This is a genomic window from Paenibacillus sp. 1781tsa1 (genome assembly GCF_024159265.1).
In the GTDB taxonomy this organism is placed as follows: domain Bacteria; phylum Bacillota; class Bacilli; order Paenibacillales; family Paenibacillaceae; genus Paenibacillus.
This window is the reverse complement of the sequence record NZ_JAMYWY010000001.1, coordinates 2,877,637-2,892,731: the sequence shown is the minus strand read 5'-3', so window position 1 is coordinate 2,892,731 and position 15,095 is coordinate 2,877,637. Positions and strand designations below refer to the sequence as shown.

Annotated in this window: 12 protein-coding genes; 2 read left to right on the top strand and 10 right to left on the bottom strand. The window is 45.6% G+C overall.

The genetic code is table 11. The features are described 5' to 3' along the window. The first annotated feature begins 159 nt into the window (after positions 1-159). Complete coding sequence (locus NKT06_RS13055; RefSeq protein WP_253434703.1) at positions 160-1,197, top strand: LacI family DNA-binding transcriptional regulator; 1,038 nt, start codon at positions 160-162, stop codon at positions 1,195-1,197. A 179-nt stretch (positions 1,198-1,376) separates the two neighbouring features. On the opposite strand, the gene NKT06_RS13050 is transcribed toward NKT06_RS13055, so the two are convergent. Both NKT06_RS13050 and NKT06_RS13045 read right to left on the bottom strand, forming a co-directional pair. After that, the gene (locus tag NKT06_RS13050) at positions 1,377-2,345 is read right to left on the bottom strand and encodes a D-2-hydroxyacid dehydrogenase family protein (RefSeq protein ID WP_253434700.1); all 969 of its coding nucleotides are present in this window, start codon (positions 2,343-2,345) and stop codon (positions 1,377-1,379) included. 271 nt (positions 2,346-2,616) lie between these two features. Next, the gene (locus NKT06_RS13045) at positions 2,617-3,198 is read right to left on the bottom strand and encodes a TetR/AcrR family transcriptional regulator (RefSeq protein WP_253434697.1); all 582 of its coding nucleotides are present in this window, start codon (positions 3,196-3,198) and stop codon (positions 2,617-2,619) included. 228 nt (positions 3,199-3,426) lie between these two features. On the opposite strand from NKT06_RS13045, the gene NKT06_RS13040 reads away from it, so the two are divergent. Beyond that, on the top strand, positions 3,427-4,647 hold the full coding sequence (locus NKT06_RS13040) for an MFS transporter (protein ID WP_253434694.1): 1,221 nt from the start codon (positions 3,427-3,429) through the stop codon (positions 4,645-4,647). 1 nt (position 4,648) lies between these two features. On the opposite strand, the gene NKT06_RS13035 is transcribed toward NKT06_RS13040, so the two are convergent. The 8 genes from NKT06_RS13035 to NKT06_RS13000 form a co-directional block, all read right to left on the bottom strand. Beyond that, entirely contained in the window at positions 4,649-4,810 is a 162-nt protein-coding gene (locus NKT06_RS13035; RefSeq protein WP_253442952.1) for a hypothetical protein, read from the bottom strand. A gap of 14 nt (positions 4,811-4,824) precedes the next feature. Continuing rightward, positions 4,825-5,298: an SRPBCC family protein gene (locus NKT06_RS13030; protein WP_253434691.1), complete on the bottom strand. Its 474-nt coding sequence runs from the start codon at positions 5,296-5,298 to the stop codon at positions 4,825-4,827. 172 nt (positions 5,299-5,470) lie between these two features. Next, on the bottom strand, positions 5,471-6,562 hold the full coding sequence (locus NKT06_RS13025) for an HD-GYP domain-containing protein (protein ID WP_253434688.1): 1,092 nt from the start codon (positions 6,560-6,562) through the stop codon (positions 5,471-5,473). Positions 6,563-6,845: 283 nt separating this feature from the next. Next, complete coding sequence (locus NKT06_RS13020; RefSeq protein ID WP_253434685.1) at positions 6,846-8,681, bottom strand: UbiD family decarboxylase; 1,836 nt, start codon at positions 8,679-8,681, stop codon at positions 6,846-6,848. A 213-nt stretch (positions 8,682-8,894) separates the two neighbouring features. Beyond that, positions 8,895-10,226: a sensor histidine kinase gene (locus NKT06_RS13015; RefSeq protein ID WP_253434682.1), complete on the bottom strand. Its 1,332-nt coding sequence runs from the start codon at positions 10,224-10,226 to the stop codon at positions 8,895-8,897. Positions 10,227-10,228: 2 nt separating this feature from the next. Then, positions 10,229-10,897: a response regulator transcription factor gene (locus NKT06_RS13010; protein ID WP_253434679.1), complete on the bottom strand. Its 669-nt coding sequence runs from the start codon at positions 10,895-10,897 to the stop codon at positions 10,229-10,231. A 27-nt stretch (positions 10,898-10,924) separates the two neighbouring features. Next, positions 10,925-12,889: an ABC transporter ATP-binding protein/permease gene (locus tag NKT06_RS13005; protein ID WP_253434676.1), complete on the bottom strand. Its 1,965-nt coding sequence runs from the start codon at positions 12,887-12,889 to the stop codon at positions 10,925-10,927. A gap of 196 nt (positions 12,890-13,085) precedes the next feature. Then, the gene (locus NKT06_RS13000) at positions 13,086-15,023 is read right to left on the bottom strand and encodes an S-layer homology domain-containing protein (protein WP_253434673.1); all 1,938 of its coding nucleotides are present in this window, start codon (positions 15,021-15,023) and stop codon (positions 13,086-13,088) included. Between the last annotated feature and the right edge of the window lie 72 nt (positions 15,024-15,095).

Below are 15,095 nucleotides of genomic sequence, written 5' to 3'. Positions count from 1 at the left end.
CAGACGGAATGAAATATAATCATACCTCGGCATAAATCTGCTCCATTCACGGGATACTTTATGGCTCAAATGTTATAATTAAGTTATATAACTATCGCGAAGTGCATACATATTCCTAAATATTCGGAATCGTTTCCGATAAAGTGAGGTAACCGTACATTGAGGAAAGAACAGAAGCTTACCATCAAGGATGTGGCAGAGCGTGCCGGCGTGGGCATCGCTACCGTATCCCGGGCCATCAACAATTCAGAAGGCATAAGTAGTAAAACACGAGATAAGGTGATGCAGGCCATTGAAGAACTGGGGTTTGTACCCAACACCTCCGCACAGAGTCTGAAAATCAGGCAAACACACCAAATCGCGCTCGTTGTACCCGATATACGTAACGCCATCATTCCGGAAATTTCGTGGTCTGTAGAGCAAACGGCGAAGCAGCATGGTTACCATGTCGTGCAGATCAATACGGCAGGCAATGCCCGAACCGAGCTGGAAACCATACGTAATGTTAAAAAATTGCATGTCGACGGACTGATCTTCATGCCTCTCGCATATCCCAAAACGTTGCCTGGACTGATTGATAAAGCCCCTCTCCCTATCTCCATGATTAACTACGGCAAGAAACTGGAACCAGGCATGAAAGCGGATATCGTCTCTCTGTCTCAACCCGAAGGCAAACTGGTGATGGAGCATCTGTTCAAAATCGGCCGGACTCGAATCGCATATGCCGGTGCACCCAAAGACATTATTGAAGAGCGCTTCCGTGCTTATGAGCAAGCTGTAGGCCATGTGGATATTTCTCTCGTCTACTTTGGTGAGGACTTTTCATTGAATACCGGTGCCAATGCTGCAGATTATTTCTACGGACTTACGCATATGCCGGATGCCGTCTATGCCATTAATGATATGGTCGCCATAGGTTTGGTTAATCGGTTCAAGGAGTTAGGCGTCCGTGTACCTGAAGATGTGGCTGTGGTGGGCGTGGATAACAATCAATGGACCACTGTCTCGTCTCCGCAGATTAGTTCTGTGTCCATCATGGGGGAAGAAGTCGCCAGACTTGCTACCGAGCTGTTGTTAAAACGAATTCGGGAGATGAGCACGACCGATTACGAACACATCCAATTTGAACCGCGCTTAATCGTTCGTGAATCAAGCGTCGCCATGATTCATTCTTCCCAGCGAGGACCACATCATTAAATTTTGGTGAATGGTGTCGGTCAGTAAGATAGAATACATTTTACGGCTATCCCTTCCTTTGTCTTGCTAGACAGATATCCTAAAAAAGGTGTTGCTCAGGTCTAACTCTTTCCTGGCAGCACCTTATTTGTCTATAATCCCATATATCTAAAGCTACGTTTTATTCAGCACCGTTCATTCTAAGGAAGCATTTGCCTGATCGGTGTTCCGTTCAGGAACATCGCTATATTCTCTACGGTGTGATTATAATAGATCTCATAATTGCCACGAGTCACATAACCCAGATGCGGTGTGGCCAGGACATTGGGCAATGTTCGCATAATATGGTTAACCGGCAGCGGTTCCTGCTCATATACATCCAGACCTGCACCAGCAATCAAACCACGCTGTAGTGCCTCCACCATAGCTTCCTGATCAACAATGCCCGCTCGCGACGTATTAATGAATAGCGCACTCGATTTCATTTGTTGAAATTCGGCTTGTCCAATCAGATTGCGCGTACGATCACTTAATACCAGATGAATGGATACAATGTCGCTCTGTGCAAGCAGTTGCTCCTTGGTCTCGGACCAGATCACACCATGTTTTTCGGCTTTCTCTCGTGTCAGATTCTCGCTCCAGGCCATCACATTCATGCCAAATGCTTGTGCGATCTCCGCCATGCGAGTGCCTATTTTGCCCAAACCGAGCAATCCAAGTGTTCTTCCATGCAGATCCAACCCTACAGTGCTCTGCCAGTTTCGATTGGAGCGAAGTGCATTATTCTCCGTAACCAGCTGTCTGGACAGTCCCAGTATTAGCGCCCACGTAAGTTCCGTTGGTGGATTAGAACTTCCCTCGGTTCCACACACAATGACCCCTTTTTGCTCCGCAGCCTTAAGGTCTATGGACGCATTGCGCATACCACTTGTAATCAGAAGTTTTAGCTTAGGGAGCTGCGAAATAACCCTCTCCGGAAACGGTGTACGTTCCCGCATCAGGACCACAATATCGAAATCCTGTAATTCTTGAATGACTTTTTCTTCCGAGCCCATATAGTTGTTAAATGTCTGGATTTCCACTCGATCCTTCAACGAACTCCAGTCTGCCGACGTCAGTGCAACATTCTGATAATCATCCAAAACGGCACAGCGCAACTTCGTATCCATTTCTGATCTCCTCCTATATCTGCTCAATTCTTGTCTATATAAATTAAACTAAAGAATATTAACACTAGTCACTCCAATGACAGAACAACCTTCTGATCGCTGTTATCCCCAGATTTTCTTCGATTCCTTTTTATAAAGGAAAAATCCGGGGATAAAGGCGAACGCTGCGCTTCCTCAGCTTATTTCTGTCCTCTCCTTTTTGTGTAAATGTTAAGTTCAATTTAAACATATTGTAGCAACTCCGCATCACTTTAAACAGAATAATTCCCTATTACTGTAACAAAGACAGCGTAACCTGGATGCTCTGCTCTACAAACAAGCGGTCCGGTCCTGATTTCATCAATACAGTTAGTCCAATCATGGATACAACCAAAGACTGTGCGACCGCACTCGCGTTCAATTGAGCGGATAATTCCCCGCTCTGTTGGCCTCTTTCTATCGTTTCCTTGAAAAGAACTCCCAGATACATCTGATGCTCCCGTGTAAGGACAGCGAATTTGGGGTCATGTGGAGCCAGCTCAACCATCGTATTAATGCAAAAACAGCCGTGACTAGGCTCGGTCACACTCCCCTCAGCTCCAATATGTTCAAACAGCCCACGAAAGGCCTCTCGCACCGTTGAGCCCTGTTGAAGTCTGGCTCTGACTTGAGCCGCATGCTGCGTGGTATACCTGCGAAGTGCTCTTTCGAATAATTCCTTTTTATCGCCAAAAGCCGCGTAAAGACTGGGACGTTGAATGCCCATTGCAGTCGTCAAATCACTCAAAGATGACGCTTCGAATCCCTTGTCCCAAAACGTATGCATTGCTGCATCGAGTGCTTTGTCCGTATCAAATTCCCGTTGTCTAACCATACAACCCACCTCTTTATGTATCGTTCAGTATATTTATATTTTAATCTCAAAACAATGCATAGGTCAAACATAACTCATTTGAATTTGAGAAAACCAGCTAAAAAGCGTCTTTTACCAAATAAAGAAGTCTCACCTAATCCTCTGTTGACAGAATTAAAGCAAATAAAGTATGGTTATCCCGAAACATATCATACCAATCAGTACATAATAGAAAGGTGACAGCCATTTATGCAAACTTCTTCTCCAGATGCACAATTATCCAATAAGGATCGTCCTGCCATGTCAAGGTTAGTTGCTCTTCTCTTTGCCGTGTGCAGTGGACTTGCGGTCGCCAATATTTATTATGCTCAGCCTTTGCTGGACTCCATCGCTCAAGAATTCAACCTCTCTCCATCATCCATAGGGATTGTCATCACAGTGACTCAAATATGTTATGCCTTGGGGCTGTTCCTTCTCGTTCCGCTCGGGGACCTCTTAAACCGCCGCAAGTTGATCCTCATTCAAATGCTCTTATCCGTGTTTGCACTGGTTCTGGTAGGAACCTCACAGTCCAGCTCACTTTTATTCACGGGCATGGCTGTCGTAGGTCTACTCGCGGTCATTACACAAACATTGGTTGCCTATGCTGCACACTTGGCCGCCCCTTCCGAACGTGGTCGCATTGTCGGACAGGTAACCAGCGGAATCGTCATTGGCATTTTACTTGCACGAACGGTTGCAGGTACCCTGAACGATTGGCTCGGGTGGAGATCGGTATATCTCTTCTCTGCCAGCCTTACTTTACTCGGGATTGTGGCCTTATTTCTTGTTCTCCCAAGGAAACAATCCCCGCAAGTGAAACAAAGCTATGTCCAATTACTCTCCTCCGTCTTGCAACTGTACCGTGAATTGCGTGTATTACGAGTACGAGGTGTACTGGCCATGCTGATTTTCACAGCCTTCAGTATCTTGTGGACGTCCATGGTTCTGCCACTAAGCAGCCCTCCACTGTCCCTGTCTCATACAGTCATAGGTGCATTCGGTCTGGCAGGAGCGGCTGGAGCACTGGCTGCTGCCCGTGCAGGTCAACTCGCCGATCGGGGCCTTGGGCAAAAAACTACCGGCATATCTCTTGTCATTCTGCTATTGTCCTGGCTGCCCATTGGTTATGTCCATCACTCTTTGTGGTTCCTGATCCTCGGTGTTATCCTGCTGGATCTCGCCGTGCAGGCCGTACATGTTACCAACCAGAGCCTCATCTACGAAGTTCGACCCGAAGCACAGAGCCGCCTGACGGCAGCTTATATGATCTTTTATTCCATCGGCAGTGCAACCGGCTCCATCGTTTCTACCCAAGTGTATGCATGGGCGGGTTGGACAGGGGTTTGCTGGTTAGGTGCAGGTGTTAGTGCAGCCGCACTTCTGTTCTGGATGATCGATCGTCATATGCATCGGAATCTCGATCGTTGAATTAGTCCAGTCTATTCCACACCACAATAAAGAGGGTTGCCAACGGACCTAATAACAGGGAAATCAGAAACCAGTTCAGACCACTTCTGTTTTTTCCCTGAGCTAGTCCGGCATTAATCAAGGCAAGTGTGCCCCAACCTACAAAATATTCATTATCCATCAAATGTCTTCTCTCCTTTATCCATTCAATTCTGGCTGCTGTTCAAGTATCACTTTGAGTTTACGATTGCGACTCTCCAGAAATGCCAGCATGTATCTCTTCAGCACAAGTCGCTCCGTTGCCCATCCCAGCAATCCAAGTGGCGCTTTAAACCGCAGCGTATCTCTCATGCAAGTCATCTGTTCTCCGCATTCGCTAAAATGATGTTCATGTTGCATGCTCTTGAAAACCCCCTTCTCCATCTGGTCAATAAAGAGGAACGGTCGTTCAAACTGCACAATTCGGGACTTCAACTTCTGTCTGACACCAAAGTGGGTAGCCTGAAATGTAACGGTATCCCCCGCTCCAATTCTTCCTGTGGTTACTCCTGCGACGGCTCGTTCTCTCGTATGTTTCCAGACTGTCTGTGTATGTAGTTCAATATCCCGGGCATAGTCAAAACACCGTTCAATCGGGGCATGTATTCTAATCTCAGTTGTCACTTCAATCATGGCGATCGCTCCCATAGGAAAAATAAGGTCTTCGCAAAGTATACGCTTGCTACCTTGGTAGAACAACACATAAAGGTTGATATAACAAAAAACGGGTCCCCTGTCTTAGTACAGGAGGCCCGTCTTTCAAAAAAATAGAATGGCAATGATGGAGTAACAATAACCATCGATATTAAATAAGCAATTCATCAATGGCAAGCGTACGCTCTTTGGAGAGATCACGATATTCTTCAGATTCCACTTTGATGAGCGGTTTGAAAATATCAGACGTATTGTTCATGACAATAACACCTTTTTCACCATTGCTGAGCAGGACTTGTTTTCCGATGAAATTAGGAAGTAAATGTTGCATCAATGCCTGAACCGGCTTTTCATTCAATTTACCAAATCCCATTCCATAAATATCTCTAAGGTTGTTGATCAGGTTTGGATTGCTTCCCCCGTGATTCCCTGATCTCATGCCAATATAGATATCAGCTACAGATACGATCTGGGTATAGGGGTGAATTTCACTTTTCTCAAGTTGCATCGGATAACCCGACCCATCTTCCCGTTCGTGATGTTGTAGAGCGACCAGTGCTGTCGCTTCATCCGTCATCGAATTTTTGATGATTTCATGTCCATATATGGTGTGACGCTGCATTTCAAGGTGCTCGTCCGCTGTCAACGGTTCCGTTTTGTTCCGAATCCGGTGGGATACTTTGCACTTTCCAATGTCATGCAGATAACCACCGCGACTAATCTGATAACTCTCTTTCTGAGAATATCCAAGCCAGTTCGCGAGGTAGAAGGACAACAACCCTACCTGGATTGAATGTGTATAGTTATTGACGTCATCCCGCTCCAGCATCATCAGGAGATGAACGACATCTTTCTGCTCATCCAGTCCCTCAACCATCGGTTGCAGTGCATCATCGACCATGGTGGCGTTGAACTTGCCAACAGTCAGAGCTTCAAGAAAAGCATTTTGATAATTATGTACGGTCTGAATAAACTGGGACTTCATCTCTTCTTCTGGCGGCTCTTCCTTCACACTTGTACTTAACCCGGAAGCATGCTTGGCGGCTGCAGCAAAAAATTCTGCCTCAGTGATTTCCTCCTCGCGTGATTCAATATCTACATAATCTACACGGTGCTGCATAAGCAAGGAAATATCCTCACCTCTGATTACTGTTCCCTTCCCGAGAACGTGTAATCCTGCATCGCTGAATGTATCCGCAGTCAGACGGTCTCCGTCTTGCAGGTTCATAATATGGATTCTCAAATCGGTATTCCCCCTGAACAATTCATTATAGTAACAGCACCCAATGGAACGGGGCCACAAAAATACCTATACTTCTTTATATCGTTATAATTCTTCATTTCATACATAGTTCAAACGACCTTAATCGCAAAGGTAAATACGAACATGTAAGACTTTATCCTCACTCCAACATCCAAATTAGTCCCGGTTTTAAACTTTTACACACTTTTGTGTCTTATCGCTATATCAGAGCAAGCCAAAGAAGTTCAAACGGTGCGTTTGAACTTCTTTAAGACATCTCCTATTAGATTTTGATTGAACCCAGACTTGCTCCTTTAACAAATAAACGTTCAATGCTCTTCTCTACCGAAGCATCGGGAATCAGCGGCGGTGCTTGGTGAGGTTTGGTCCGCGCATCAATAATCACCTGATCACAACCCCAATGCTTGTGGTCATATCCGCTATTAACTCCATACATATCATGCGAAGGGTTGCTCCGAGTAAAAGTTGCCCATAAGAAGTTGCTCAGATTAGCACTCAGGAACGAACTGTCATCACAGAGGATTATCATTGGACATGAGTTCAGACCTCCCTGTTCTTTCAATAGAGACGTGAATGCTTCCATCTCCTGCGCAGTATCCGCGTAACTTGTGAAGGCTGATGTCTGGATTGAAACGATGCCCGGCATGATGAGCTGCGGATTTTCATATCCGCGTATGTTTTTCAAAGACTCTGGAACTTCCGTGCACAGATCCCGAATCTTATCGCCATATGCTGCAAACACGACCTTGCTGCCACTGTTCAGTCCTGTACCTGAGTAATCCAATGTATCAATCGTCGTATGGGTGTGGAAATGAATATCTCGTTGCAGGTCCATGCGCTCCAAAATATAGGTTAGGAATTCAACTTCCTTATGGGTATCCAAAGGCTGCTGATCCTCAGCGGTAATGAACAAATATTTCGCCAGACTGAGCTGACCCGTACCCAAAATACGATTGGCAATCGTAAGTAACTCTGTCGGCTGTTTCACTGCCTGATACGGCGTGTAACGTTCACTGCCGATGGCGAACAACAATGGATGGACCCCTGCTGCATCGACCGCATGTACTTCTTTGACGCCCGGAATCTCCTGTTTGATCGCGTCTCCTGTAATCTCATGTATCAAATCGCCAAACGCTGTATCCTCTTGTGGCGGACGACCCACAACCGTAAACGGCCAGATGGCGTTAGGTTTGGCATAGACTTTGTGCACACGCATTAACGGGAATTCATGTGTCAGACTGTAATAACCCAGATGATCCCCGAACGGACCTTCGGGCTTCGTCTCGCCTGGGTAGATATCACCCGTGATGACAAAATCAGCATCATTGCTAATGCAATAGCCGTCTTTGTAACTGTACCGGAAACGACGTCCAGCGAGCAGACCGGCAAATGTCATCTCACTGAGTCCTTCAGGCAGAGGCATAACCGCTGAGAGTGTATGTGCTGGTGGACCACCAATGAAAATACTCACTTTCAGTGGTTCACCTTTTTTGACCGCTTTGGCTTGATGTATACCAATTCCGCGATGAATCTGATAGTGTAATCCAATTTCCTTGTTTAATTCAAAATCATTGCCATTCAACTGAACCCGGTACATCCCCAGATTGGAATTCATGATGCCTGGCTTATCTGGATCTTCGGAATACACCTGCGGCAGCGTCACGAATGCCCCACCATCCATCGGCCAATGCTTGATGAGCGGCAGGTCCGAGATTTGAATCTCTTGTGCGGACACCGGGAGGCTGATAGACTTCTGTTTCGGCAGCGCCTGCCACGCAGCAAGACCTGTGCGGACATGCTGGAATGGCGTCTTAAGCGCCTTCATGGGGTCGTCACGAACTGCCATGACCCGTTGTACGCCTTCGAGTGTACCGCGGAACATGAACTTGCTTCGTTCCACTGTGCCGAACAGATTCGATACGGCTTGGAACTTCGAGCCTTTTACATTTTCAAATAACAACGCCGGGCCTTTGGCCTCGTGCACTTTCATATGGATGGCTGCCATCTCCAGATGCGGATCAACCTCTTCCTTGACCCGAATCAAATGACCGTGCTGCTCCAGATCGTTAATACAATCTTCCATATTGCGATATTTCATTGAATGGCTCCATTCTGTGTATGATAAATTGATTAAGTTCATAGATTCACATAACGTCTCTTCTATTTTATCAAATGATCCTCTGCTAAACAAAACTATATGTGAAATTTTGTCGCGAATAAAGATATCAAAAAAAGCAATATGATAGCAATCTGAATCCTGAACGCACAGGGACCGATTGTTTCCATATTGCTCTCTCTGTTCCGGCTTGCCTTAAGGTGTAATGGTCGATCTGGGAATCGTGACAATAAACTGTGTGCCTTTTCCGACTTCGCTCTCTACATCAATTGTACATTGATGCAATTTCAATATTTTAATTACAATGGACAAACCCAATCCATTCCCTCGAAGCGAGCTGCTCCGCGCTTTGTCCACCATATAGAATCGATCAAAGATATAAGGGAGAGCTTCCTCAGGTATTCCTTGTCCTGAATCTCTAATCAATACCTTCACGAATGAAGATGACGTCTCAATTTCGACATGAATGGCACCCTTAGGGCCGGTGTATTTGATCGCATTGTTTATTAAATTCTGCCAGACCTGATCAAACAAATCTTTGTCCACTGTGATCTCGCAGGGCAACAAGTCCAATTCGATCTGTATATCCTTCTGGGACCACTGCGGCTCCGCCAGTAGAATCGCCCTTCTTAATTGTTCATCGACCTGGAACGTGGTGAAATGAACCGGATGATGCTCCGAATCCAGCGAGGCTAGCCGAAGCAGATTATCACTAAGCCTCGATAAGCGCAGCGTTTCCTCATAGATAATATCCAAATGCTCTTTCTGCTCTTCCAAAGGAATAACACCATCCTGTAGCGCTCTGGTAAATCCCCTGATCGAAGTGAGCGGAGACTGCATTTCATGAGAGACGTTGCTGACAAAGTCATCACGAACAGAATCGATTTTCTGCAACTCACTGGCCATATGATTAAAGCTCTCCATCAGTTCCCCAAACTCATCCTGATTGTTATGTTTCAACCGAACCGACAGGTCACCTGATGACATCTCCTTCGCTGCGACCGTTAACCTCTTAATCGGTTTCACAATGTACCCGGACATGAACAGGATCAGTAGGCTACCAATGACCAGTACCGTTAATAGGGAGGTTAAGAGCGTGTTTCGCAGTGTATGAAAAAGAGAAGAGAAATCGCTTTGAATCAGGAAAGTGCCGATCCCCTCGTTTGTTCCGGGAACACCTATAGTCGCAATTCCATCTTTACTGGACATGAACATTGCATCGGTTGTCCCCGCCTCAAATAACGAATGAACTTTATCCTCTGGCAAGGAAGACAACACTTCACTTTGTTGATTCACGGGAGTAATATTCAAGCCGTAGCGGGCAAAGATACCCAAGCTAGATTTCACTTTTTCCGGATCATCAATCAGGTTAATCATTGTAGCGATGTCTTCAGCAAAGGTAACCATAAAACGATTCGGCGCCTTTTCGCGGGACCCGTTATTGATCATAAAGGAGAGAATTAAACTCACCAGAACAATCCCGATAAACGTAGCTACAATTCGAAGTCGCAGGCTCTTCCTCAGCATGTTCATGTCCGCTCCAGACGATATCCAAGTCCTCTTATCGTTGAGATTACTAGCTCAGGTACAGGTTCAAGCCGTTCCCTTAAGCGCTTGATATGCACGTCGACCGTACGCTCATCGCCTTCATAGTCCATGCCCCATAGATCATCGATAAGCTGTGTACGTGTGAATATTTTCCCTGGCGAACTCGCCAGAGAAAATAATAATTCACATTCCTTCTTTTTTAATTCGATGGTTTGTCCGTCCGCGACGACCATCAGATTGCCCAAATCAATCCTTACACCGCTGATCTGAATGATATTCGATGAATTTTTGTTATATCGTTTCAATAATGATTTCACACGCAGAATTAACTCCACAGGATCAAAAGGTTTAACCAGGTAATCGTCTGACCCGGCATTAAATCCTCTGACTTTGTCCTTGGATTCTCCCTTGGCTGTCACCATCAGGATCGGAATATCCAGATAAGACCGGATATCTTCCGTCAGTTCAATGCCGTCGATTCGCGGCATCATTACATCCACAATCGCTAGGTCAACTTTCGTATGAGATAGCATATCTAACGCCTCTTGACCGTCTGCTGCTTCCAGCACGGAAAATTGATTCTTTTCAAGATAGATTCGGATTAATTTGCGGATATGGGAATCGTCGTCCACCACCAGAATCGTGTTCATGTAACCATATCCTTTCCGCCATTGGTTTTATTCGTATCGCAAGGATTCCATCGGGTCCAGCTTCGCCGCTTTTGATGATGGCATCAAACCGGCCACGATACTAATCGCCGTACTTACCACGAGACCGAACAAGATGTAATATCCCGAGAGATTAATCAGTTTTGCTCCAAACGCATTGTCCAGAAGTATATTTAACACATAACTTATGATCACTGCAAAGATTACCGCAATAATACCACTAAATACGCCTAATAAGGCAGATTCGGAGAAGAATATTCGTTTGATATCCTTCTTTCTTGCTCCAATCGCCCGCAGTATTCCGATCTCTTTCGTGCGTTCCACGACACTAATATAGAGCACTACCAGTATCATAATACCGGATACGATCAACGAAATGCCTGCAATACCCGCCAGTACAATGGAAGCCATACTTACGTAAGTCGTAATATTCTCCATGACCTTGGCCATCTGGGAGCCTGCGAAGCCAGCGTCAACAGCAGCTTCATTGATATCATTTACATATTTCATATCGGTGGCATAGGCATTAACCTGAATCGGTCCAATCGTTATTCCTTTGTCCGAGTACATTTGCCCTAACGTCTCTGATGAAATGTATCCCGGGGATTGTTGCATTGGAGATCGTTGATCTGACGCTTCATAGATCCCTGAGATGGTTACTTCTTTCTCCAAAGTCACTGGTTTATTATTGCTATCCATCTCGTTGATATATAGAAACACAGACTTGCCGATCATCGTTTCAGCTTGGTCATTCCCGCTTAATTGTTTCGCCGTAGCGAGGGGTAACAACATCTCATTTTCTACCGGCAGAACACCCGTTGTTATCAACGCTGGATCAAAAGCATCCGTTAACGTTGTTAACTGCGTGAGTCCTACACTTTGTTTTTCATTCACCATCGTCGATTGGCCTGTAATGGTCGTAATTGTCTCTACATGATCCACATTAGGAAAATTGCGAATCGTCTCGATATCAGCTTCGGTGAACGGTTCACCTGTTGCCATCAAGGCTTCAGGGCCTTGCATGTCTTTGACTTCTTCACTCGGCTTGGTTATATCCACGAGCAATGGGTCCATACTTGAATTGATTTCGTCGTTCATATACGTCGTTATCCCATTCCCCAAGGAGAGCATCAGGAGTACACTTAATATACCTATCGATCCACCCAAAGCTACCAGGACATTACGCTTGGCGTTGAGTTTCATATTTTTGAGTGCCATCTTGAACGAAGCAAGCAAGCCCAGGCTCCGGGAAGAACCCTGACCACTTTCGTAGACAACCGTAGAAGGATCCTTGAGATGAATATCATCACTGATGCGCCCCTCTTCTACCTTCACAATACGTGTACCGGAGTCAGCAACTTTCTGCGAGTGAGTTACGGCTATCACCAACATTCCTTTTTGGGCTATGCTGTCGAGCAAAGCCAGGATTTGATCTCCGTTTTCTCGATCCAGCGCGCCTGTCGGTTCATCTGCGAGAATAATGTCCGGATTGTTGGATAAAGCCCGTGCAATGGAAACCCGTTGCTTCTGACCTCCAGATAACTGGTTGGGACGTTTGTTCAGATGATCCTTCAGTCCAACCTCGGTTAATATATCAACGGCACGTTGATTTCGCTCCTTTTCATTTGTATCCGTCATTTGCATCGCAATCGTCACATTTTCGAGGACAGATAGATGTGGGATCAGATTGAAATTTTGAAAGACAAAACCGATATTATTCTTCCGATAATCATCCATTTCCTTCTCTGTCATGGCACTTAAGTTCTTGCCACGAACAACAACGTCCCCTTCATAATCGGAGTCCATGCCACCAATAATATTCATTAGTGTCGACTTACCGCAGCCAGATTCACCAAGGATGGAGACGAATTCGCCTGTCTCAAAACTCAGGTTCAAACCGTGGAGTACCGGAACTCTTTCTTTTCCATATAACGTGTATGATTTCTTCACATTTTTAACTTCTAGTATTTTCATAAGGATTTCTTCCTCTCCTGATCATGCACGATATCTATCTATTTGATGTTCATATCGTACCAGATCAGTGTGAACTGATAATGAACTGGGCCATTGCACCTATAAGAGGTTGTTCAAAAAAACGATATGCAAAAAAACACCTACAGCTTGCTTGAAATAAATCATTTCAAGTAAGTGTAGGTGTTCAGAAATTTGATTAGATTAATCCGGCTTTTGCCAGCAGCCTTTTCACAATCGCCGCCGACTGCGCACGGCTAATATCTGCTTCAGACATCAGCTTGCCATCAGCACCTTGTACCAGTTCTTGTTTAATTGCCGATGCAACCGGCTCTGCTGCCCAAGCCTGTACTTTAGCACTATCGCTGTATGTGCTCAGCAGACTTGTTGTCTCTGACGCGTCGGCCTGTGCCAGACCGACTAGTTTCATCGCACGTGACACAATCGTCAGCGCTTCAGCACGAGAAATTTCGCTGTTGGGACGGAAGCTATCATCAGCATAACCTGAGATCAGGCCGTAGGACACAGCCGTTTGAACCTCATCCTCATACCAGCTGCCTGTCTTCACATCCGTGAATGAAGCTTCTTCTGTGCTAATCGGGGAGTGCAGACCCAAACCTCTTAACAGAACAGCCGTGAACTCCGCTCGCGTAATACTCCGGTCTGGCGCAAACACGTTCTCACCGGTTCCTTGTACGATCAGACGGGATGCCAGATCTTGTACGTCATCACGACTCCAGTGACTCGTTACATCACTGAATGTTGTCGGGTGATAGATCAAGGCGTAAGTGCTGTTCGTCAAGCTGTTAATAACAGCAGAATCTTGTCCATTGCCTTTGATAACCTTAGTCGGCACATGCAGAAGGCTGCCATCTGGCTGAAGCACAACACCAGTCGTGATCTTTGAACCATCCACTCCCTCTGGCAATGTAATGGAGCGTTCTACATAAGAGTTGAAACGATCCACATTAACTTGCTGTCCATTCCAGATGGCTTTTACTTCAAAATCAACTGGAGCTGCAACCACCGTAGTGTTCTGCATCTTGTTCGCTGCGGCCTGAATGGCTGATTGCTTGGATGCAGCACTAGGTGCAATAGCGATTTGAATGGTGATATCTTCGAGTGGAACAGTGCTTCCGAATTGGTTCAGAACCTGATCAATTTGAATCTGATTTGCCGGGAGGGTGTACGTACCACTGTCTGTCTGAATGACAACTTCGGCATTACTTCCTTCCATCGTTTTGACCAGTTTGCCGTTCAGTTCACCAACGACCGCATCCTTGCCGGTACCTGTAATCGGCAGCAGAAGCGTTCTAAGTCCACTACCAATCTGATTGATGACTTTGTCATTATCCACGTGAATCGTGGTAGTCACCAGATTGTTTACTGTTGCTGTAGTAGCCGAAGCAGATTGTTCCTGTTTCTGTCCGTTCACATAGATGTCTACACCTTTGGTTACCGCTGGAGTGGAAGGAACAGGTGTAACCACTGGTGAAGTTGGTGATACGCTACCTCCCGAGGAGGAACCTGGATTCGGTGTCGAGCCTGAATTACCACCACCTGAGTTAGCTGCTGTAATTGTGATTGCTCCACCGGACAATTGAGTGTAGCTCTCATGTTCTACATTCGTAAAATGCCAATGCTCTGAATCCGTTTGATCTACAGAGAGCTGTTTCGTTCCAAGCGTCGCATTGTTTTTGGCTTTGATCTCGATATCAAACATTTGTTGTTCGTCTACAATTGGATTGTTCCCTCCAGAAAAATCAACCCAAATTATCCGTACCCAGCCTTCTGCATTATTAATTTCATACTGGAAGTCTGCTACACCTTCTTCATTTGAGGATGTGGTGTTGGCGTTGATCGATTTAGGCGTGATCCGAACAATTTCCAGTGCAGACGTATCATAATCAATCTGCATATTATAAGCTTTCACCCCGAAATAGGACTTCTTCAATGCAACAGGTACATGAACGCTCTGCCCTGCCTGTACGCTTACATTTGCAAATTGTACTTGTGTAGGTTCTTCCGGTTCTGCCCCAGCTACACCGGGCAATACGAGTGAAGAGAGTAATGTCAGTGCGATCAGACCCGACATTGTTTTTCTGATTCTGGGACGTTTCTTTTTCGGTTGAAACATGTAATAGCCTCCATGTCTGTATCAATTAATAGATCGTATGGTAAAGATAGAAAAAGTGTTGTTATTTGTTAA

Excerpts from the sequence above, each read along its gene's own strand:
- NKT06_RS13050 (WP_253434700.1), bottom strand. The coding sequence starts at position 2,345 with ATGGATACGAAGTTGCGCTGTGCCGTTTTGGATGATTATCAGAATGTT.
- NKT06_RS13045 (WP_253434697.1), bottom strand. The coding sequence starts at position 3,198 with ATGGTTAGACAACGGGAATTTGATACGGACAAAGCACTCGATGCAGCA.
- NKT06_RS13040 (WP_253434694.1), top strand. The coding sequence starts at position 3,427 with ATGCAAACTTCTTCTCCAGATGCACAATTATCCAATAAGGATCGTCCT.
- NKT06_RS13030 (WP_253434691.1), bottom strand. The coding sequence starts at position 5,298 with ATGATTGAAGTGACAACTGAGATTAGAATACATGCCCCGATTGAACGG.
- NKT06_RS13020 (WP_253434685.1), bottom strand. The coding sequence starts at position 8,681 with ATGAAATATCGCAATATGGAAGATTGTATTAACGATCTGGAGCAGCAC.
- NKT06_RS13015 (WP_253434682.1), bottom strand. The coding sequence starts at position 10,226 with ATGCTGAGGAAGAGCCTGCGACTTCGAATTGTAGCTACGTTTATCGGG.
- NKT06_RS13010 (WP_253434679.1), bottom strand. The coding sequence starts at position 10,897 with ATGAACACGATTCTGGTGGTGGACGACGATTCCCATATCCGCAAATTA.
- NKT06_RS13005 (WP_253434676.1), bottom strand. The coding sequence starts at position 12,889 with ATGAAAATACTAGAAGTTAAAAATGTGAAGAAATCATACACGTTATAT.
- NKT06_RS13000 (WP_253434673.1), bottom strand. The coding sequence starts at position 15,023 with ATGTTTCAACCGAAAAAGAAACGTCCCAGAATCAGAAAAACAATGTCG.